The 21696-nt window shown below is 52.6% G+C and carries 19 protein-coding genes; 15 read left to right on the forward strand and 4 right to left on the reverse strand.

The window, feature by feature from the left end; all coding sequences use genetic code 11:
- The first annotated feature begins 28 nt into the window (after positions 1–28).
- From uca to ACX1DY_RS17205, 3 genes are read left to right on the forward strand one after another with little or no spacing between them, the layout of a single operon-like run.
- The gene (gene uca, locus ACX1DY_RS17195) at positions 29–3637 is read left to right on the forward strand and encodes an urea carboxylase (protein ID WP_458965410.1); all 3609 of its coding nucleotides are present in this window, start codon (positions 29–31) and stop codon (positions 3635–3637) included.
- An 18-nt stretch (positions 3638–3655) separates the two neighbouring features.
- A complete protein-coding gene (locus ACX1DY_RS17200) occupies positions 3656–5020 on the forward strand; it encodes an allophanate hydrolase (RefSeq protein ID WP_458965411.1) in 1365 nt (454 codons plus the stop codon).
- A complete protein-coding gene (locus ACX1DY_RS17205; protein WP_458965412.1) occupies positions 5017–5412 on the forward strand; it encodes an allophanate hydrolase-related protein in 396 nt (131 codons plus the stop codon). Before ACX1DY_RS17200 ends, ACX1DY_RS17205 begins: the two co-directional genes overlap by 4 nt.
- A 37-nt stretch (positions 5413–5449) precedes the next feature.
- On the opposite strand, the gene ACX1DY_RS17210 is transcribed toward ACX1DY_RS17205, so the two are convergent.
- Positions 5450–6061, reverse strand: coding sequence for an AAA family ATPase (locus ACX1DY_RS17210; protein ID WP_458965413.1), 612 nt, complete (start codon positions 6059–6061; stop codon positions 5450–5452).
- A 146-nt stretch (positions 6062–6207) separates the two neighbouring features.
- Between ACX1DY_RS17210 and ACX1DY_RS17215 the strand changes: the two genes are divergently transcribed.
- The 4 genes from ACX1DY_RS17215 to ACX1DY_RS17230 are packed head-to-tail and all read left to right on the forward strand — an operon-like array spanning position 6208 to position 9558.
- Positions 6208–7368 (forward strand): DUF116 domain-containing protein, encoded by a 1161-nt coding sequence (locus tag ACX1DY_RS17215; protein ID WP_458965414.1) that lies wholly within the window; start codon positions 6208–6210, stop codon positions 7366–7368.
- Positions 7365–8546, forward strand: a complete 1182-nt coding sequence (locus ACX1DY_RS17220; RefSeq protein ID WP_458965415.1) for a YARHG domain-containing protein — start codon at positions 7365–7367, stop codon at positions 8544–8546. Before ACX1DY_RS17215 ends, ACX1DY_RS17220 begins: the two co-directional genes overlap by 4 nt.
- 56 nt (positions 8547–8602) lie before the next feature.
- Positions 8603–9166, forward strand: coding sequence for a TetR/AcrR family transcriptional regulator (locus tag ACX1DY_RS17225; RefSeq protein ID WP_458965416.1), 564 nt, complete (start codon positions 8603–8605; stop codon positions 9164–9166).
- The gene (locus ACX1DY_RS17230; RefSeq protein WP_458965417.1) at positions 9166–9558 is read left to right on the forward strand and encodes a DMT family transporter; all 393 of its coding nucleotides are present in this window, start codon (positions 9166–9168) and stop codon (positions 9556–9558) included. Before ACX1DY_RS17225 ends, ACX1DY_RS17230 begins: the two co-directional genes overlap by 1 nt.
- Before the next feature lie 129 nt (positions 9559–9687).
- On the opposite strand, the gene ACX1DY_RS17235 is transcribed toward ACX1DY_RS17230, so the two are convergent.
- Entirely contained in the window at positions 9688–10233 is a 546-nt protein-coding gene (locus ACX1DY_RS17235; RefSeq protein ID WP_458965418.1) for an NADPH-dependent FMN reductase, read from the reverse strand.
- A 119-nt stretch (positions 10234–10352) separates the two neighbouring features.
- On the reverse strand, positions 10353–11810 hold the full coding sequence (locus tag ACX1DY_RS17240; protein ID WP_458965419.1) for an alpha-L-fucosidase: 1458 nt from the start codon (positions 11808–11810) through the stop codon (positions 10353–10355).
- A gap of 121 nt (positions 11811–11931) precedes the next feature.
- On the opposite strand from ACX1DY_RS17240, the gene ACX1DY_RS17245 reads away from it, so the two are divergent.
- Positions 11932–12768, forward strand: a complete 837-nt coding sequence (locus tag ACX1DY_RS17245) for an AraC family transcriptional regulator (protein ID WP_458965420.1) — start codon at positions 11932–11934, stop codon at positions 12766–12768.
- Positions 12769–12771: 3 nt separating this feature from the next.
- On the opposite strand, the gene ACX1DY_RS17250 is transcribed toward ACX1DY_RS17245, so the two are convergent.
- Positions 12772–13548, reverse strand: a complete 777-nt coding sequence (locus ACX1DY_RS17250; RefSeq protein ID WP_458965421.1) for a DeoR/GlpR family DNA-binding transcription regulator — start codon at positions 13546–13548, stop codon at positions 12772–12774.
- Between the two features lie 280 nt (positions 13549–13828).
- On the opposite strand from ACX1DY_RS17250, the gene ACX1DY_RS17255 reads away from it, so the two are divergent.
- From ACX1DY_RS17255 to ACX1DY_RS17285, 7 genes are all read left to right on the forward strand, one after another.
- Entirely contained in the window at positions 13829–14629 is an 801-nt protein-coding gene (locus ACX1DY_RS17255; protein ID WP_458965422.1) for a creatininase family protein, read from the forward strand.
- Positions 14630–14650: 21 nt separating this feature from the next.
- Positions 14651–15424, forward strand: coding sequence for an ABC transporter ATP-binding protein (locus ACX1DY_RS17260; protein ID WP_458965423.1), 774 nt, complete (start codon positions 14651–14653; stop codon positions 15422–15424).
- A gap of 29 nt (positions 15425–15453) precedes the next feature.
- A complete protein-coding gene (locus ACX1DY_RS17265) occupies positions 15454–16815 on the forward strand; it encodes an FAD-binding oxidoreductase (protein ID WP_458965424.1) in 1362 nt (453 codons plus the stop codon).
- Positions 16812–17699 (forward strand): ABC transporter permease, encoded by an 888-nt coding sequence (locus ACX1DY_RS17270; protein WP_458965425.1) that lies wholly within the window; start codon positions 16812–16814, stop codon positions 17697–17699. The genes ACX1DY_RS17265 and ACX1DY_RS17270 overlap by 4 nt, the downstream gene beginning before the upstream one ends.
- A 31-nt stretch (positions 17700–17730) precedes the next feature.
- The gene (locus tag ACX1DY_RS17275) at positions 17731–19059 is read left to right on the forward strand and encodes an amidohydrolase family protein (RefSeq protein ID WP_458965426.1); all 1329 of its coding nucleotides are present in this window, start codon (positions 17731–17733) and stop codon (positions 19057–19059) included.
- A gap of 150 nt (positions 19060–19209) precedes the next feature.
- Complete coding sequence (locus ACX1DY_RS17280) at positions 19210–20250, forward strand: ABC transporter substrate-binding protein (protein ID WP_458965427.1); 1041 nt, start codon at positions 19210–19212, stop codon at positions 20248–20250.
- A gap of 51 nt (positions 20251–20301) precedes the next feature.
- Complete coding sequence (locus ACX1DY_RS17285; protein ID WP_458965428.1) at positions 20302–21642, forward strand: amidohydrolase family protein; 1341 nt, start codon at positions 20302–20304, stop codon at positions 21640–21642.
- The last annotated feature ends 54 nt before the right edge of the window (positions 21643–21696 follow it).

Below are 21696 nucleotides of genomic sequence, written 5' to 3' on the forward strand. Positions count from 1 at the left end.
GATCAAATCTTCAGGGAGGAGGGCAACTATGTTTACAAAAGTGCTAATCGCAAACAGAGGCGCAATCGCCGTCCGCATTGAACGTACGCTCCGGGCCATGGGGATTGCTTCTGTAGCTGTCTATACCAAAGCAGATCAAGCCAGCCTTCACGTTGCCGGAGCGGATGAAGCAGTACTGATCGGGGAAGGCGCTCCGCAGTTCAGCTATCTGAACGCTGAACTGATCCTGCAGATTGCCAAGCAGACCGGCGCGCAGGCGATTCATCCCGGTTATGGCTTTCTGAGCGAGAATGCCGGATTTGCCCGTGCCTGCCGGGAGCAGGGGATTGTGTTCATTGGTCCATCGCCTGAGCAAATGGAGATGTTCGGCCTTAAGCACTCGGCCCGGGAAATCGCCGAAGCCGCCGGGGTCCCGCTGCTTCCGGGAACCCCGCTGCTGACCGAACTTGAGGACGCGCTGCAGGAAGCCGAAGCCATCGGCTATCCGGTTATGCTCAAAAGCACAGCCGGGGGCGGTGGGATCGGGATGCGTATCTGCGGTGCGGCGTCAGAGCTGCGGGAAGCCTTCGCTGCCGTAACCCATCTGGCAGCGTCCAACTTCAATAACGGCGGTGTCTTCTTAGAGAAATACATCGCCAAAGCCCGGCATATCGAAGTGCAAATTTTCGGCAACCGGGCGGGTGAAATCGCCGTTCTGGGTGAGCGGGACTGCTCGATTCAGCGGCGCAACCAGAAGGTGGTTGAAGAGACTCCGGCTCCGCTGCTGCCGCAGCGGATAAGGGCCGACCTGCTGGAGTCCGCCCGCAAGCTGGCGGCAGCGGCCGGCTACCGCAGTGCCGGAACGGTCGAATTTCTCTATGATCCGAATGCTGAGGCCTTTTACTTCCTTGAGGTGAACACCCGGCTGCAGGTGGAGCATGGGGTCACCGAAGAAGTGCTTGGCGTCGATCTCGTGGAATGGATGGTTCGTGAAGCTGCTGATGAGCTGCACGGACTGCAGGCGCTTGTGCCTGAACCGAAAGGGCACAGCATCCAGGCCCGCATTTATGCCGAGGACTGCCTGCGTGATTTCCGCCCCAGTGCGGGACGGCTGGATCAAGTCATACTCTCGGGAGGCTCCCGCAATGAAACCTGGGTGACAGATGGTGTAGAGGTGACTACACTCTATGACCCGATGCTTGCGAAGATTATTGTTCACGGCAAGAGCCGTGAGGAGGCCATTCATCAGCTTGCTGATGCGCTGGCAGAGAGCCGCTTCTATGGTTTGACCACGAATTTGTCCTATATTACCGAACTGCTTCGAGAGCAGGAGTTCACTGCCGGACGTGTCTATACCCGGCTGCTGGACGGATTCGCGCCATCCGAGCATGCCTTGGAGGTACTGGATGGTGGAGTACAGGCTACTGTGCAGGATTATCCCGGACGGACTGGCTATTGGGATGTGGGAGTTCCCCCCTGCGGACCGATGGACCCGCTCGCCTTCCGAATCGGCAACAAGCTTCTGGGCAATCCCGATACTGTTCCCGGACTTGAGCTGACCTTGCGCGGCGGAACTTACCGCTTCCGCGGCGCCATGTGGTTCTGTCTGACTGGAGCAGATATGAAGCCAGTGCTGGACGGTCTTCCTGTTCCAATGTTCCGCCCGGTCCTGGCTGAAGCGGGCCAGACGCTGGCGTTCGGCGAGGCACAGGGCGGAATGCGCACTTACCTGCTGCTTGGCGGCGGCCTGGATATGCCCCGGGTGCTGGGCAGCGCCTCCACCTTCACGCTTGGCGGCTTCGGCGGACATGGCGGGCGCGCAGTGCGGACAGGGGATGTGCTGGGTGTCAAGCCCGCGGCGGCCCTGCCCTCCGCTGTGGAGCTGCTTCCCGGGAACCGTCCGGCACTGGTCCGGCACTGGTCAATCGGCGTAGTTCCGGGACCTCACTGCACCGAAGAGTTCCTGAATCCGTCCTATTTGGACCAGCTTACCGGCACCGAATGGGAGGTGCATTTCAACAGCTCCCGGACCGGAGTCCGTCTGATGGGACCGGCACCGCTCTGGGCACGTGAGGATGGAGGCGACGCCGGACTGCATCCCTCTAACATCCATGACAACGCCTATTCAATAGGCGCTCTTGATCTAACCGGCGATATGCCCATTCTGCTTGGTCCGGACGGACCGTCGCTTGGCGGCTTTGTCTGCCCTGTCACTACCGCTTCGGCGGAATTCTGGAAGATTGGCCAGCTTCGTCCGGGAGACAAGATCAGCTTCCGGCTGCTGACTCTGGAAGAAGCGGAGAGGCTACGTGAAGCGCAGGAGCAGTTCCTGCTTGAGCTTGGCACAGGCCAGAACAGGGCTAATCTGCCTGCGCTGCAAGGTGCCGGCACCCTGGTGGCACCGGATTACCCAATTCTTCATCACGAAGAAGCGGGCCGCCAGTTTGCGGTTACGATCCGCGCCAGTGGAGATGCCAACCTTCTGGTGGAATACGGGGATATGGAACTGAATCTCCTGCTCCGCTTCCAGGTTCATGCGCTGATGCAGGCAGTTCAGGAGCATGGAGAAATTCCAGTGATGGACCTGACTCCGGGCATCCGCTCCCTGCAGGTTCATCTGGATGCATCACGGATGACGGTCAAGGAAGCGGCGCTCCTCATTGCTGAAATCGACCGCTCGCTGCCGCCGCTGGAATCCATCCGCGTCCCTTCGCGGATTGTGCATCTTCCGTTATCCTGGGATGATCCCGCCACCCGCATCGCGATTGAGCGTTACCAGCAAACCGTCCGGCCGGATGCCCCCTGGTGTCCGAGCAATATTGACTTTATCCGCCGGATTAACGGACTGGACAGCATTGAAGACGTCAAGAAAATCATTTTCGAAGCCAATTATCTTGTGCTTGGCCTTGGAGATGTCTATCTGGGCGCCCCAGTGGCAACACCGACTGATCCGCGCCACCGGCTGGTCACGACCAAATACAACCCGGCCCGCACCTGGACTCCGGAAAATGCAGTCGGCATCGGCGGAGCTTACCTGTGTGTGTACGGCATGGAGGGGCCGGGCGGCTATCAATTTGTCGGACGCACCATCCAGATGTGGAATCGCCTCAGATCTACAGACAGTTTCCAGCCAGGCAAGCCGTGGCTGCTGCGCTTCTTCGATCAAATCCGGTTCTATCCGGTAAGTGCGGAGGAGCTGTTGACGCTTCGCGAAGATTTCCTGCTTGGCCGATTTGAAGCAAGAATTGAAGAAACTAGCTTCGATCTCGGAGAATATCTGGATTTCCTTGAGTCAATTGAAGAGAGCACCGCTGAGTTCCGTGCCTGCCAGCAAAGTGCGTTCCAAGCGGAACGCGAGAACTGGAAAAAGCTCGGGCTCGCCGAATACATGTCCGAGCAGGACCACGCACAGCCGGAAGCTGAGCATGAGCTGCCGCCCGGCACAGTCGGAGTGCGCAGCGACATGCCGGGCAGTGTGTGGAAGATTATGGTCGCCCCAGGCCAGCACATCAATGAAGGCGACACGCTGGTCATTCAGGAGAGCATGAAGATGGAATTCAATCAGAAGGCAACCTCCTCAGGGACGGTTGAGGCGATCTATGTTGCTCAGGGTGAAACCGTGCAGGCGGGCCAGCTTCTGGTCAGTATTGTCACTTAGGAGAGGAGAGGCAAGCTAATGAACAATAAGGACATCCCGCATAAACTGACGATAACCGGATTGCGGACTGCTTATCTAAGCGGGGACACCACTCCATACGAAATCATTCATGAAATTATTCTGCGCGCAGACAGAGACAAGAGGATGAATATTTGGATCACAGCCCCGGACCTGGAGTTCATACAGCCTTACCTGGACCGCTTGTCTGCGCGGAATCCGCTGGATTACCCGCTTTGGGGGATTCCCTTTGCCATCAAGGACAATATTGACCTTGGCGGGGTGCCAACCACGGCGGGGTGCCCTGAATATTCCTACATGCCTGAACGGCATTCCGGTGTGGTTGAACGTCTGATCGCCGCTGGAGCCATTCCGGTCGGCAAAAGCAACCTGGACCAATTCGCCACCGGTCTCGTCGGTACCCGCAGTCCCTACGGCGAAGCGCATAACGCGCTGCGCCCGGAGCTGATCAGCGGCGGCTCCAGCTCCGGCTCCGCGGTGGCCGTTGCCCGGGGGCAGGCCGCTTTCGCGCTCGGAACCGACACCGCCGGCTCGGGGCGCGTGCCTGCCGCGCTGCACGGCCTGGTCGGCTGGAAGCCCAGTCTGGGCTCCTGGCCGACGGTTGGCGTCGTTCCGGCCTGTGCCAGCCTGGACTGCGTTACCGTTATGGCTCATACGCTCGCGGATGCGCTTGAGGTAGACCGCACGGCAAGCGGCTTCCACGAAGATGATCCGTGGTCGCGCCCCCTGCCGCAGCCCGAAGAGAATCTGCCGCTACGCATAGCGGTTCCGGCAGAGACGCCAATGTTCTATGGGCCATTCGCGGACAGCTACAGACAAGCCTGGGAATCCGCACTCGTGAGTGTGCAGGAGCTTGGGATTCCGCTAGTTGTCGTCGACACGGCGATGTTCTCGGAAGCCGCCGCAATTCTGTACGGCGGTCCGTGGGTAGCCGAGCGCTGGGCGGATCTCGGCAGCTTCATAGAAGCGAATCCCGGAACGGCCTTCCCGGTGACGGAGACCGTTCTGCGCTCCGGAGCGGCAGCAGAATATACTGCCGCCTCCGTCTTCCTGGCCATGCACAAGCTGCAGGCCTTCAAGCTTGAAGCGCGGAAGCTGCTGAAGGACGCAGTGCTTGTGCTGCCGACAGCAGGCGGAACCTGGACGCGGGATCAGGTGCGGAAAGATCCGGTCTTTACGAACAGCCAGATGGGGCTGTATACCAATCATTGCAATCTGCTGGATCTTTGTGCGGTGGCGCTGCCTGCGGGTGAAGCGGAAGATAGCCTTCCGTTCGGCATCAGCTTGTTCACACCGGCTGAAGATGAGGGACGGCTGCGCGCTTTTGCCAAGCTGTATTCGAAGAATGGAGGGAGGGAGCAATGATGGAACAGCAGACGATTACGGTTGCGGTATGCGGCCTGCACATGCGCGGATTGCCGCTTGAGCAGCAAATGAACAGCAGCGGCGCGCAATTTCTGCGAGAAGTAGTAACGGCAGCGAAATATAAGCTTTACAAGCTCCCGACGGTGCCGGCCAAACCGGGTCTAATTAAACAGACAAAAGGTGGAGCTTCCATCCGACTGGAGCTGTGGGAGTTGCCGCTTGCTTCATTCGGCGCATTTACCGCATCCATTCCTGCGCCGCTTGGCATCGGCAAGGTGGAACTGGAGAACGGCGAAGAAGTCAGCGGCTTCATCTGCGAAGGCTATGCGGCGGACACCGCCGAAGACATTACCTCATTCAGCGGCTGGCGCAGCTACATCTCCAAGACTTAACCGATCCCATTGTAACCGAAAAAACCTTGCCCGGCGCTCATTCTGCCAGCAAGGTTTTTTCGGCTCTGTCATAAATGAATTCTTCCACTTCTGCGGCGGCAGCCTGAACATCCGGGTTCGAATTGTCAATGTGCCGAATGTTCCCGGCCGGAAGCGGCCAGGCCACCGTGCGGCTTCCCAGCGCAGAACGAAATTCGTTCCAGTGATTGAATTTCCAGTCATCCAGCAGCGAGTGTCTGCCCTCAATCCGCTTCCGGTACAGCTCCTCACTCCCCAGCTCCACCAGCAATACCTTGACCTGGGTATCCTGAAGGGAGCGTCCTATCCGGGCCAGCTCGCTACTGATCCACTCCGCATCTGCAGCTTCCTTGGTAAAAGGCCCCACTACAAATACATCACAATCCAGCCCCATATTGTCGAGCGCGGCATCCATTGTAATCCGGTAGCCCAGGTCGCGGCAGAGCCGTTTATATTCAGCGGAATCCCGGTCCGCCGGGTCTAGTCCGTGCATCGTCATGATGGCATCGGCGGCAGGACGCAGCAGGATATCCATATCCAGAACAGCGGCTTTGCGCCGGGACGCTACGGCTTTGGCCAGTGTGGTTTTGCCCGCGCCCGCTGGTCCCAGAAAAAATACAAGCTGATTCATCGTGGGTCTCTCCTTAGCTCACAGGTTCATCTGTACTATCTTATCATTTTTTGCCAATAAAATCGCTGGTAGAAGCATGTCTGATCACTGACAGCCTTCACTGGAAATGCTACCTTGGTCATATAGCTAAGCAAGAGGTGATCTTCATGAGTGAAAACTTTATAGAAACGTTAACCTACTCTTTAAGTGATAGCAGCGGAGGGACTGAAACTTATTATGCGGATGTTGCTGCTTTTACCGATGAGGTGCTGGCAAAATTGCATACAGAACAAGCTGTAGGCAAATTCAGCCGTTATCTTGCACTCCGCAAGCTGGAACCGTTCGCTCCAGACGTGTGTGCCCTTGAATATTTGATGATTGGTGTATTATGGAAGGTCTATGGAGATAGAGCGGTTGCGGGCAGTGTGTTTACCGGACGGCTGCTGTCATCAATTTACGGACAAAAAGGATGGAGCGCGGGTGCGCGCAGAGCGGTGGATCGGCTGAAAGGGTTTGCCGGAACCGCCATATTAGCACGGCATAGACAGCCCAAGGAGCGGATTCGTTTGCAAGAGTTCGCCAGGCTTGTTGGCTGGCTGCAGGCGAGCGGAGAGTTCGAGCAGGAGTGTAAACGCCTCACGCTCTGGCTGGATTTTATGAAGGGGTTGCCGGCTGGGGAAAGCGACAGTATGTTGGTAAAAGCAGTAAAGAAAGCCGTCTGGTTCGAACACGAAAGTGTCGAGCGTCTGGGCAGCTACACAACGAGTGTAGATTCATATATTGAACGCAACCAGCAGCGCCTGAAATGGCAGGAAAACCGCATCTTCTGCAGCCGCGCTCGTGTGGAGTATCATCTGAATATGGTGGGCGCTGAGATCATGAACAGGGTCTTTCACGACGGCTTCCTGGCAGCCAAAGAAAAAATGGTCTTTCTCCCCGTGTGCATGCGCAATAAATCGGCTGACGCTTGCCGGGCTGTACAGGAGGGGACTGGCTATGTCTGCAAGGGTTGTTCCGTGAACTGCCGGGTAAATGCAGCTACCAAAATGGCCGCAGCCTACGGCTGCAAGGTGCTGATGATCCCGCATGCCTCAACTGCGTTCGGCCGTGAGCACATTCAGAAGGGAGAGATTGGTATCGTCGGGGTGGCCTGCGTGCTGAATCTGATTTCCGGCGGATATAAAGCGAAAGAAATGGGATACGAACCGCAATGTGTACTGCTCCATCAATCAGGCTGTGTGCAGCATTGGCACCCGGAAGGCATCGAGACCTGCATAGATATGGAGCGGCTGGAGCGGGTTTTGCGTGAGGGAGGCAAACTAAATTGAATCGCCGTAAACTTCAACTTTTACTACTTATAGCAGCCTTGCCGCTGCAGATTGTCGGATGTGATGCTGAGCAAGCCGCACAGCCGGAGAAATCTCCGGAAGTACATATAACGGAAAATGTTCCAAGCAAAAGCAAGGATTCGGAAGCTTTTCAAGGCAGAGATTATATATTCCAAGACAGCAGCACAACGTTGTTAACGGAAGCCAATCTCAGCAACATCGACAGCAGAATGCTGGAGCTGGCCCGAAATGAGATATTTGCCCGGCATGGATTGGTGTTTAAGCGGGCGGACCTGAATGACTACTTTGCAAGCAAACGCTGGTACAAGCCTGATGCCCATTACAAAGACGGTCTGTCGGAGATAGAGAACAAGAATATCAAGCTGATTCAAAAACACGAAAAGCTGCTCGCGGCGAACAAGCTGACAAGGGAGTGGGACGTAGATTATCATGTGCTGGGTTATCCGCAGGAGGAGGGTTCAAAGAGGCTTCAGAATGCCTATGTGGACTTAAACGGTGACGGAACAGTTGACCATATCCAAATGACCTTAAGCAAACACAATGAAGAAGATGACGAATGGGTGCTTAAGGTGAATGATACTTCAGTGAAATTTTTTCTGTCCAATTTTGTGCCGAGACCCTATTTCAAAATCGTAGATGCCGATATTCAAGACCCGTATTTTGAGCTCGCCTTGGAGGATGTCAATGTAAGCGCGCAGCGTTCCACGAATTACTATTACTACAACGGGAAAAAGCTGATCAGCATGGGGACTCTGGACGGGTATACCGGAAACGCACAAGCGATGGATGGGCGGGGAACCGCCATTTCTTCCAGACAGGCCTATGACTTTCAATGCTGGTTCTATCTTGAAAAATATAAGCTGGACAGCAACCACTTGTGGAAAGAAGCTCCTGCTGATTTTTATCCAATGGAGCCGCCGACTCCCTGGGTCGCCAAAGTGCGGTTTCCGGTTTACAAAACCTCCGGGAGTCAGGATATCCTCAAATGGATAGAACCGGGGGAGACGGTTTATTTTCTGGGCGGAGATACCAAGAAGTATGGAAAGATTAAGACGAAGGGTGGTGCAACCGGCTGGATTTGGCTTGAAAATGATAAGCTTTCCGGGACGGATATAGATATCAACGATTGCTTTGATGGAAGACTGTTATACGGGTAACTAATTTGACAACTAAACCGTCCAGACGGTATAGTCATTTCAGGACGGTGATGAATATGGATTCGCAAGCTCAACAGAAGGAGAAAATCCCCAAACGGAAGCTAATCTTGATTGCTGCCACATCTGTGATGAAGGAGCTGGGCGGAGAGCAATTGACTCTGGATTTGGTTGCCAAGAAGGCAGGCGTCAGCAAAGGCGGTCTGTTGTACCATTTTCCCAGTAAAGAAGCGCTGGTGCTCGGTGTGGTGGAAGAGATGACGGCAACCTTTGAGGCCGATGTGGCTAAAAGAATTGTGCGGGACAAAGAGGAACGGGGGAGGTGGAGCAGGGCTTATATCGAGTCTACCTTTGATGATGCAGGTGTCGGTAATGAAATGGGTCCGGTGCTGTCTTCAGCGCTCTTTTTCAATCCCGAATCGTTAAATAGCATGCGTTCTGCGTATGAGAAGTGGCAGCACAATATTGAGAATGATGGACTTGATCCTGTGCAATCGACCATTGCCAGACTTGCGGCTGACGGTCTTTGGTTTGCGGAAATGTTCGGCCTTGCGCCTCCTGATAAGGAATTGAAGCAGCAGATCCGAAACGAATTGCTGCGCTCGGCGAAGGAGGTGAAATGATGGCTTACTTATTATTGGCCTTATCCATTTCCAGTGAGCTGCTCGGAACCTCGATGCTGAAGGCTTCTCAGGGATTTACCAGACTGTACCCGTCTATCGTGACGGTTATTGCTTTCGTCTGCTCGTTCTACTTCTTGTCGATATCACTGAAGACCATCCCGCTGAATGCGGCTTATGCGATCTGGTCAGGGCTTGGCACAGTTGCAACAGTGATTATTTCGGTAATCATATGGAAGGAAAAGATTAATACGGCAAGCGTTGTTGGCATCGCCCTCATCATCATCGGGGTAGTTATCCTCAATCTGCTTGGCCCGGGCCATGCTTCCTCAGAAGCTGCAGCCTCTTCGGACGGTCAAATTCATACAGTGCAAGAGCAAAGCGGAATCCAGTAAGCAGCATAGAAGTCCAAACATTCCCCGCAGTTACGACCAGACCTAATATGAAAATCTATAGTTCAACTAATATAGAACACTCAAAAAAGCCACTTCAGATTTTGAAGTGGCTTTTGGAGCAGTTCTTTTTTATTTGGAACGCAATGGTTTCAAAGCGCCGCTCCAGGCAAGCACTTGATCAAGCATTGCATTTACGTTGGCAGTGTGGAGTTCTGCTGGTTTGAAGACAGATCCGTTCTCGAAGTCAGTGAACAGGGACAGAAGCGGATGTACCCGAACGTCGGCGACCATCAATTCGCCAAGGATTCCGCGCAGATGCTCTGCTGCACGAACGCCGCCGGCAGAGCCGTAGCTGACGATACCCGCTGCTTTGTTGTTCCATTCCTCACGGGCGGAATCCAGCGCATTCTTCAAAGCGCCTGTAACGCTGTGGTTATATTCCTGGGCAATGAATACGAAGCCGTCCAGAGTAGCCAGCTTAGCCGCCCAAGCCTGTGCCGGAGCATAGTCATCCGATTCTCCAAGGAGAGGCAATTTGTAGTCGGCAATATCTACGATCTCATAGTTCGCATCCCCGCGCGCATCCGCAATACCTTTTACCCATTCGCCTACCTGTGGGCTAACACGTCCTTGACGGGTGCTGCCCAGAATAATTCCGATGTTTAGTGTTGTCATTTGAAATTCCTCCTAAATAGTTGATTTTACTTGCCTAATCTGATTTATTTCTTAACATGTTTTTATTATAGCACATTACTTTTATATAGCAAGTTTTATTTTGAAAGCATAAAATTTTATTAATCCAGCTCAATTCTGAACACAACCGGCAGCACACTTGCAACTGTGGAAGTTGTAATTATAAGAGCTTCTCCCGTTCTCTTCCAGGCTGGGACTTCATCGAAGCCAAGAATGCTGATATTCTTGATGATCCCTTGGAAATGAGGGGAATTCACCTTAAGTGACTGAATATGCACCGAACCCTTCTTAGGATACACAAGGACGGTGGCATATAGAACAGAACCTTTGACCGTAAAACGGATATCCTCGCTTGTGAACAGCTTGGTCTGGCCATCAGTAAATTGGCCTTCCTGAATTTCTGTCGGTCCTTCACCGAACGTTCGCCAGTAAGCCGTATCATAGATAGCTTCGCCGTTAGCTTTTAGCCATCCCCCAATCTCCAGAAGAATATTCTTGTCCTCCTCGGGAATAGTGCCATCCGCCTTAGGGCCAATGTTCAGCAGCAGGTTGCCGTTTTTGCTGACGATATCGACCAGATCTCTGATAATCTCCGCAGCGGATTTGTAATTGTTGTTTTCGGTATAACACCAGGAGTTTTTGGCCACAGCTGTATCAGTCTGCCAGAAATAAGGCTTAAGCCCGGCAAATTGGCCTCTCTCCACATCGGGAACGGCAGCGCCGAACATAAAGGCATCATGCTTATAATTAATCGCCACAGGGAAACCCCATTCTTCACCTCTGTTGTAGTAATATGCGGCGAATTTCTTGAGATAAGGCTTAAAGGCGGCGTTCTGAATCCACCAGTCAAAATAAAACACCTTAGGCTGATACTGATCGACCAGCTCGCAGCAGCGAACCAGCCAGTCCTCCAGAAATTCATCAGTTGGGGGAGAACCATATAAGTCATGATGATCCGGTTCAGGCATTGACGGCCAGTAGAAATCTCCGGGAGCTAACGGCTCATGAACATCGGATTCGAATTCTTTGCCATGCGACATGAAGAACCAGTGCTCCGCACGGTGTGAAGACACGCACAGCTCCAGCTCCTGCTCGGCGAAGGCAGCCTTCATTTCCCCCAGAAGATCACGTTTTGGCCCCATTTCGTACGTGTTATAATGTGAGTATGCGCTTTTATACATTTGAAAACCGTCATGATGCTCTGCAACCGGCATAACGTATTTTGCCCCGGACTGCTTGAAAAGCTCTGCCCATTCGGTCGCATTAAAGTACTCCGCCTTGAACAACGGGATGAAATCCTTATAGCCGAAATCTGTATGCTTACCGTATACAGCCAGGTGATGCTCATATTCCGGGGAGCCCTGAATGTACATATTGCGGGAATACCATTCGCTCCCAAAAGCAGGAATCGAGTAAAGGCCCCAATGAATGAAGATGCCGAATTTCGCTTGCTTGTACCACGCAGGAGCCTTGAACTCACTTAACGAGTCCCAGGTATCCTTGAATCTGCCACACTCAATCGTATCCTTAATCAATTGTAAATATCCGGCTTTGTCCATTATTATTCCCATCCTCTCGTAATTCTTGTACCGCTCTCATTGTAGCGGGGGATGGAACGAATAGGTATGTAGATCATTAACTTGTTGATGTACAAAAATAACTCACTGAGGCGGTCTCTTTATGGATAACCACATGCTGCTCACCAGCTACATTTCCAACCTGAAGCTTGATTTAATTATGGCTGACTATAATCTGTGCAGCACGGAGTGGAAGGATTTGGACTATACACCTGACTATAGCAAGTTCTATTTCATATGCGAAGGCGAAGGGTGGCTGAAGATCGGGGATCAGGAATATTATCCTCAGCCTGGTGAGCTTTTTTTGATGCCGGAGGGAGTGCAGCAATCTTATTCCTGTATCAGCAATCAGCCTTTTCTCAAATATTGGTGTCACTTCAGCGTGAAGTCTGGAGATATTAATCTGTTCAAAATATTGGAGCTGAGCCACACATGCAGCGCCGTGGACCGCGAGGTTGTCAAGGAAATGTTCAGCAATATCGTACTCCACGTCAAATCGGGTGAGATCTACGCCCAGTTGCTCGCCAAGAGCAAGCTGATGGAGCTTTTTTCCTATTACCTCAGCAAGCTGGACCCAAATGAAATCACTCTGAAAAATCTGTCCTCTGTCGAAAAGCTAACCAAAATCCTGAACCACATTGAAACGAATATTGAGCAAAATATTACGGTGCATGAGCTTGCCGAGATTGCCCACATGCATCCCAATTACTTCATCCGCTTGTTCAAGAAGCAGCTCGGCGTGCCGCCCATACAGTACATAACGCGAAAAAAGATCGACAAAGCCAAGGAGCTGCTCACATCTACAACCAGCACCATTAGCGAAATCGCCGTACAGCTCGGGTTCAGCGACATGTTCTATTTCTCCAAGCAGTTCAAGAAGAATGCAGGCCTTGCGCCTACAGACTTCAGAAAGCAGATGCAGCTCCTGCCGGAGAAATAGCGATTATTTCACGGGGACGATTCGAAGCGGATAGCCGGCACTCTTGTACACATCCGCTTCATCCTCATCGAGTCCGTCTTCGGTAATGATCTCGTCGAACGCATCCAGACTGGAGAAAATCGCAAGCGAGCTGTAGCTGAATTTGGTCGAATCCACCAGCAGAATATTTTTGTCCGCCGCATTCATAGCCGTTTGCCTGGCGCCTACGAGTACAGGTGACCACGCCATAGCCCCTTTGGCATGTGAAATAGCTTCACATGTAAGGAAAGCTACATCCACTGTTAACGAAGCCAGCATCTTCTCCGCATAAATTCCGTCCAGACTGTATGCCCACTTGCTAAGCCGGCCCCCTGTGCAGTAAACATCGAAACTGCCGAATCGCTCTTCGTTAGAGAGGAGCAGGGCTGTGTGCAAATCACGGGTAATGATTTTCAGACCTTTGAATTTCTCCAATTCGTCCACCATAGCCGCGACCGTTGTTCCCGCATCCAGAATAATGCTCATCCCGTCCTGAATATGGTTCACTGCTTCCCTCGCGATCGCCATTTTCTCCGCCTTGTTTTCATTGGCCCGCTGGTCGTAATCAGCGCCCATGAATCGTTTAACCTTGACAGCTCCTCCATGGGACCGTTTTATTCTGCCTTCGGACTGCAATTGGTCCAGATCGCGGCGGATCGTCATATGTGAGACTTTGAATGTCTCAGCGAGCTCCATGATCGTGATTTGCTGCCTGAGCTCCAGCAGCTTCAGGATTTCATGTTGTCTTGTTCCCATGAGCATAGATGAATCCTCCCTGGAAAATCTCTTTCTTGACAATTATAGCCTGCTAAAGTTCTGTTGTCAGCAAAGAAATGTTAACTAATGTTCGTTTGATGTGAATTTATACTATGCAAACTTTCGTTTATGTGATATATATGATGTACGAATGTTAGTTTAGTTAACTTGATTCTCAAAAAACAACCTAATTGTCTATGCTGAGTATAAAAAGGAGGAGGAAATTGCATCGTTATGTCATTTTACATCACATATTTAAAATTTGAAATGATAGGAGAGTGGTTCGATGTTCAGATATACCGGAAATGCCTTTAATCGCCGATTTCTGCCAAGACTAACAACACAGGAGATCAGGGAGCTGCCGAAGGAGGAGGTGCTGATTGTCCTTCCCGTGGGTGCCATCGAGCAGCATGGGGCGCATATGCCTGTCTACACTGACACTTTGCTTGGAGAGGCGTTATTGGCCGAAGCCTTTGAGCATTTGCCTGATGACGCCCAGATTTGGCTAATCCCCTCTTTCAGCTACGGAAAAAGCACCGAACACACCGAATACCCCGGGACCCTTACATTGTCAGCCCAGACGATGATGATGCTCCTTCAGGACATTGGCGCTTCCCTCGCCAGAAGCGGATTTACAAAGCTGCTGCTGTTCAATACTCATGGAGGCAATGCTGATCTTCTCGGTATGATGGCTAGGGAAATCCGAATCTCAACCGGACTCGCTGTATACCGCCTTGATCCGGGTGCGGTCCGTTACAGCGAATCATTCACCGATGATGATGAGAAGAAGAGCGGCATTCACGCTGGAGATGTTGAGACTTCTCTGCTAATGGCAGTCTGTCCGGAATGGGTTCACCCCGAGCTGGCAGTAAGAGAAATGCCTAAGTTTCCTCAATCGGTATCGTTCAACTTCCGTTCCAGGTCGTTTGCATGGGTTATGAAAGACATCTCCCGCAGTGGAATTGCCGGCGACGCGACCAAAGCAACACCTGAGCGGGGCGAGGCGATGCTTAAGAAGGCGGGACCGCTTCTGGCGGAAGCTCTTATGGAAATTGCTGCATTTGATATGGAATCCATGAAGGATTAAGGGGAGGAGCTGAAACAGCATATGGAAGTGACAGCGGCCAGAAAAGAAAGAGTGGCAATGGAGCAAGTGTCCAAAGTGTATCCGAATGGCACCATCGCCGTTCAGGACGTGAATCTCTCTATCAGTGAGGGTGAATTTCTTTGTTTCGTCGGCCCTTCCGGCTGCGGCAAGTCAACAATCTTCAAAATGATCACCGGTCTATCCGGACCGACGGGCGGGGTGCTTGAGGTGATGGGAGTTTCACCCAAGCAGGCCCGCAAACAAAGTGATACCGCCTTCGTCTTCCAGGACCATACGCTGTTGCCCTGGAGCTCCGTTATTGACAACGTGACCCTCCCGTTGGCTATTCGCGGCGTCCCCCGCAAGCAGCGTCAGCTAGAAGCAGAGCATGTGCTTGAGCTGGTGGGTCTGAAGGATTATACGAAGGCCATGCCCAGACAACTGTCCGGGGGGATGAAGATGAGAGCTTCGATTGCCAGGGCGCTCATCTCCAAACCGAAGCTGCTGCTGATGGATGAACCGTTCGGCGCACTGGACGAGATTACGAGACAGACGCTTCAGCTTGAGCTGCTGGACCTCTGGAGCCAGGACAAGGAAATGACTGTACTCTTCGTCACCCACAATGTTTTCGAAGCTGTATTTTTGTCCACCAGGGTAGCTGTCATGACTCCAAGACCCGGGAAGGTAGCCGCTGTAATTGACGTGCCGGTTCCTTTTCCCCGCACTGAAGCTTTTCGTACCACACCGGAATTTGGACAGCTTGTCCGTTCCGTATCGGATGCTCTGCAGCACTGACTCACAGAACTTGACGATAGGGAGGCTATATGATGACGGTTGTTTGGACTAAGGAAATGACGGAGATTGTCGGGGAAGATAGGCTGCTGCTCAGTTTAGAGCAAGTTGACAAGCTTTCGAAGGATTATTACTGGTATTCCCCCGTACTGGAGCCGCTGCTTCGGGACAAGAAAGCCGATGCAATCGTCATCCCTCAGACGGAGGAGCAGGTTACAGAGGTGCTTTCCTTCGCTTATCGCAACGGAATTCCAATCACTACCCGCGGAGCGGGAACTGGAAATTACGGTCAGGCAGTACCGCTCGAAGGTGGGGTTGTCCTCGACCTCAGCGGACTAAGCGCCGTGCATGAGATAACTAATGAATACGTCCGGGTTCAGGCCGGTGTCCGCTTGGGGGTACTGGAGAAGCAGCTTCGTGAACAAGACAAGGAACTGCGGATTTATCCGAGTACTTTCGTGAAAGCTACGGTAGGCGGCTTCGTCTGCGGCGGTTCTGGAGGCATAGGCTCCATCACCTGGGGAAATTTGTGGGATGGAAACGTGCTGGAAGCGGTCGTATATACAATGGAAGAAACTCCCCGGAGGCTTATCGTGAATGGCCCCGAACTGGCTGCTTACATTCATAACTACGGAACCACTGGCGTCGTAACGGAGCTGAAGATACCCGTCGCAACAAAGGTAACCTGGCGGCAGACGGTCGTGCAATTTGATGATTTTGAAGCAGCGTACCGTTTCGCTCATGCTGTGGCTCTGGATGACTCCATTCGCAAGCGATTGGTCACTCCCATCGAATGGCCAATTCCATCGTTCTTCAAGCCGATCGTAAAACGGTTAGAGCAGGGGGCGAGTGTGTGTTTTCTGGAGACGGAGGAAGGCACCCAGACTGCGCTAGAGTCCCATGCCGCCATATTTGGCGGACGCACCGGCTATGTGATCCCCTCAGATCAGTACCACCTGACTATCGGGCTATCCGATTTCACCTGGAACCACACCACCTTATGGGCGCTCAAGACAGATCCTTCACTTACTTATCTTCAGGCAGGCTTTGACCCTGTAGATTTCCCCCGGCAAATCGGTCAAATCAAGGCAGAGTTCGGAGACGAAGTTCTGTTGCACCTTGAATTCATTCGTTCTGCCGGTGTCGTCGTCCCCGCCGCACTGCCTATCGTCCGCTATACCTCTCATGAACGATTATATGAGATCATTGAATTTTTCCGTTCGATTGGCGTGGGAATCAATGATCCCCACACATGGCTGCTTGATATGGGCGGACGCGGGCAAATGGAGGCGATGCGTGCAGCCAAACATGCGAACGACCCGCGATCCCTGCTTAACCCGGGCAAGCTGAAGAATCCTACTCCACTGGAAACGACAAGGAGTGATGACCAATGAGTGAAGAGATCGTTATGAAGGCCGCAGACTCCAGTCTTCATTCTCTTACAAAGACAACCCCGAGAGTGGTGCCGGAGCGGAAATTAAGCCTGTTCAAGCAGTCATGGTGGAAAACGGTGCTCCCGCCCGTCGTAGCGTTTGTGATTGTCATTGGCGGTTGGGAAATTTTCTGCCGGCTGGCCGATATTAAGCCTTATTTGCTGCCAAAGCCTTCCGATATCGTTCTGGCTGCGTCGGAGAACGCCGCAAATCTGTGGGTATCGGTGTATACGACGATTATTGAAGCCGTGCTTGGGTTTCTCCTCAGTGTTGTACTCGGGATTGGATTCGCGATTGTTCTGGCGAGCTCCAAGCTTGTCGAGCGAAGCATCTACCCTTACGCCATTATTATGCAGACCATTCCGATTGTCGCCATCGCGCCGATCATCGTAATTTGGTTCGGGGCCGGAATCAACGCCATAGTGATCATTGCATTCCTGATCGGCTTTTTCCCGATGCTGTCCAATACGCTGATCGGACTCAACTCCACCGAACACAACATGAAGAACCTATTTTACCTCTATAACGCTACTCCTCTGCAATCCATGTTTCGCCTGCGTCTGCCGTCTGCACTGCCTTACATCGTCGCCGGCCTGAAAATTTCCTGCACCCTTTCCGTCATCGGAGCCATCGTGGGCGAATACATCGCCGGCATCGGAGGAGGGCAAGGAGGCTTAGGATATGCCATCACCGTGGCGGCGTCCCGTCTTCAAACTGCTTATCTATTCGCCTGCGGCCTTTCGGCGTCTCTGCTCGGAATCATTTTCTTCCTGCTGGTTAATGCCTTCTCCAAGTGGATGCTCAGCTCCTGGCATGAGTCCGAGATGAGTTCGTCGGAAGGGTAGCGTACGTTAGACTTGAAAGGATGGTATCAGCATGCCAACTGATCTGGAAGCTGTCAACGCAAGGTTGCCCCTTGCCGCGAGCGGCGGATTGTTCATGCTAAGGATCAAGAACGGGAAGTGGGTATCCATTCAGGCCCAAGAGGGCCCCGTTGTTTCAGAAGAGCACCTGCCGATCACTGAACTAAACGCTCAGGAGCTTCGGACAGCCGGAGCTATTGATTTGCAGGGGCGGGTGGTGCTGCCCGGATTTGTAGACGTTCATATGCATCTGGACAAAGCCTACACGATTGCTCATGTGCGCAATCGTTCAGGAACGCTTCTTGAAGCCATCGAGAATTATCGTTCCGTTGCCCCGACCTTCAGCAAGGAGTCGATTAAGGAGCGGATCGTCCAGGCTGCGCTTCGAGCAGCCTCCTTCGGCAGCCTGTCGCTGCGCAGCCACCTTGATGTCCCTTATCATCTTGGCCGTGAGGTTGCCCTTCGTACGGTTGAGGCAGCTTTGGAGGCCAGAGAGATTGTGAAGGATGTTCTTGACATCCAATACTTTCCAATGTTTTTCTACGATCCAGCCCACAAGCGGGAGCTTACCGAGTTCGCCGAGGAGACGCTGCGGATGGGTATCGACGGTGTCGGCGGAGCGCCGCACCTCACGCCTGATCCGAATGAGGGCATTCGTTGGGCGATTCAGCTTGCCACAGCGTTTGACCGACCGATTGACCTGCACTGCGATGAATCTGATCATCCTGAAGTAAAGACGATAGATTTCTATTGCGACCAAGTCCTCTTGCACGGCTATGCAGGAAGAGCGACAGCAGGCCATCTGTGTTCGCTATCGGCGATGACTCAGCAGGAGGCAGATCGGCTAATCACTAAGATAGCAGAAGCGGGAATCGGAGCAGTCACTCTTCCTGCAGTCAATCTGTACCTGCAGGGCCGCGGCGATCAAGGCAACATAAGACGCGGCATAACGCGTGTCAAGGAGCTGTTGAACGCGGGAGTTCCCCTTGCGGCAGCCTCCGACAACATTCAGGACCCGTTTCACCCTTTTGGCCGGGGAGACATGCTGCAAATGGGTCTTATGACGGCCTATGCAGCACATCTGGCCCGTGAGGAGGATATTGTTACGGTGCTGCGGATGCTGACCCATCAACCTGCAGCTATATCCGGGATTCCTGAATATGGCGTTACTGCTGGTAATCCGGCAAGCTTCGTTGTCCTGGATGCAGGTTCAGGAGAAGAACTGTTACAAGAAATACCTGCCTCACGTTGGGTATATAACAAGAACCGCTGGATCTATACGTCCCGGTTGAAGCAGCAGTGGACGGAACCGTTAGGCAGCGCTGCCACCGCAAGTCTCTGATATTTGCAATGACGCGTTTTTCACCCCAGACCACCGTAGTTCCCTGATTATTTAGAGACTTGACCCAGACAGGCTGATTTCCTCGGGTGTTTATCTGCGCAACATGCGGATGCACATATAGATATTCATTAGGATAAGGGAGGAAGAAACATGCGCGCAAACAGTACGAGAGACAAGAAAATCAGGTTAGCCCTGTTATCTCTAATCGTTTCGGCCGTCATGGCGTTGTCGGCCTGCGGGTCCGATAAGAATGGAGAGGCTGCTCAGAGCAGCGAGACATCTAGTAACAAGCCCGCTGAGGTCAAGCTGACGAAAGTCACACAGGTGACGAACTGGTTTGCGCAGCCGGAGCATGGCGGACAGTATGCAGCACTCTCCAAAGGCTTTTATAAGGATGCAGGTCTTGACATGACGATTCAATCCGGCGGACCTGGTGTCTCAGCATCGCAGATTGTTGCTTCCGGCAAGGCCGAATTTGGAATGGGGCAGGCAGATGAGATTTTGCAGGCGCGGCAAAACGGGATTCCTCTCGTAGCAATTGCAGCGATCTTCCAAAAGAACCCGCAGGGCATTATGTATCATAAAGGAAAATACAAGGATATTTCTGAGCTGAACGGTCATAAGGTTTACGTTGGCAGTGGCGTATCGTTCTGGGATTATCTCAAGAAGGCTTATAAGCTTGACAAGGTAGAAGAGATGAAGTATACAGGCTCGCTCGCTAATTTCGTTGCCGATCCGGACTCCGCCACGCAGATTTATGTTACCTCTGAGCCATTTTCTATGCAGGCGCAGGGGGTGGATGTTGATTATATCCTCAACTATGATCTAGGATACAAGCAGTATGGCAACATACTGTTCACCACGGAAGACTACATGAAGGACCACCCGGATATCGTTAAAGCGTATGTCGAGGCCTCGGTCAAGGGCTGGGATTACTACAAGGACAATTCCGAAGAAATCAACAAGAGCATGCAGGAAAAGAACCCGGATCTGAAGCTGGAAGCAATGGCATTCGGCACGAAGGCTCAAGAACCACTTATCTACGGCGGGGACGCGGAGAAGAACGGTGTCGGCTATATGAACAAGGACATCTGGGAAGGGTTGCAAAAGCAGTTGGTCGACATCGGCATTCTGAAGGAAGCTGAGCCGATTGACAATGTGTTCACCAATCAATTTCTTCCTGGAAAGTAAGGAGTAATTCCGAATAGGTGCCAAAGGCATTAAGTGAATGGCGGGGATGAGATGACGAACCCTTATGATTTGATTGTGAAGAATGTCCATCTGGCGGGAGACGGTGCAGGTGTTGATATTGGTATACGGGATGGACGGGTTGCGGGCATAGGTCGTCTGACAGAAGCGACTGCTGTAGAAACAATTAACGCGGAAGGCAGACTGCTGGTGCCTCCGTTTGTTGAACCTCATGTTCATCTGGATACGGTTCTGACCGCTGGAAATCCTGTTTGGAACGAGAGTGGCACACTTACAGAAGGGATCGAAATCTGGTCTTCAAGAAAGCTCAAGCTCACGAAGGAGGATGTCATCACAAGAGCAGAGCGCATGATTCGCCACTATCTCAGCTACGGTGTGCTCCATCTGCGCTCGATGGTTGATATTGGAGATCCGAAGCTGACCGCGCTGGAAGCGGTCATGGAACTCAAAGAACGGTACCGCGAGCAGATAGACATCCAGATTACCGCTTTTCCCCAGGACGGAATCATAGGCTGTCCGTCCAATGAGGAGCGGATGAAGGAAGCACTGCGGATGGGCGCAGACGGAGTGTCCGCAGTCCCCCATTTGGAACATACCCGGGAAGAGGGAGTACTGTCCTTGCGCAAAGTGTTTGATCTTGCAGAGCGCAGTGGCGCTTATGTTCATGTTTTCTGTGATGAGACAGATGACATGAACTCCAAGTTTTTGGAGGTCTGCGCATCGCTGGCGCTATCCACAGGGATGGGCTCTCGGGTGACAGCGGCACATGCAAACGCCTCAGCTTATTATAATGAACCGTATTTTCAGAAATTAATGGAGCTTGTCAAGCAGTCTGGTCTTTCGATCGTTGCTTGTCCGCTGATTAACAGTGTGATGCAAGGCCGCTATGACAGCTTTCCCAAGGGCAGAGGAATTGCGCGCATTAAAGAATTTCATGGCGCAGGCATCAATGTCGCGTTATCCCACGACGATACTCGTTCTCCGTTCTATCCGCTGGGTACGGGAAATCCGCTAGACGCCGCCCATATGGCCGCACATCTGGCCCATATGAGCGGACGCTCCGAAATGCGAAGCCTGATTGGGATGATAACGGAAAGCGGAGCTGCGGCGATGGAATTGGAGGATTACAGTTTTCATGGAGGTAGCCTCAAGGTAGGAGCCCCGGCCTCGTTTCTGTTATTCGATGCGAAGACCGCTGACGATTTAATCCGCCAGCGCCTGTCCCCAAGGTACGTATTCCGAAACGGCGTTGTGCTCGCAGAGACATTGCCCCCGGTGACAATTCTGAGAGGCGTGTATGAAGAGAAGGATCGAACAGGTCCGGTAGAGGAACCCAAGCTTACGATACAATTGGGGGCGTCACCCAATCAGTAGTATTCATGTGGGGAGAGCGTGACTTGTCGCCGAATTCATCAAGTCGCTTTTGTA

The organism is Paenibacillus sp. BAC0078, assembly GCF_054483875.1.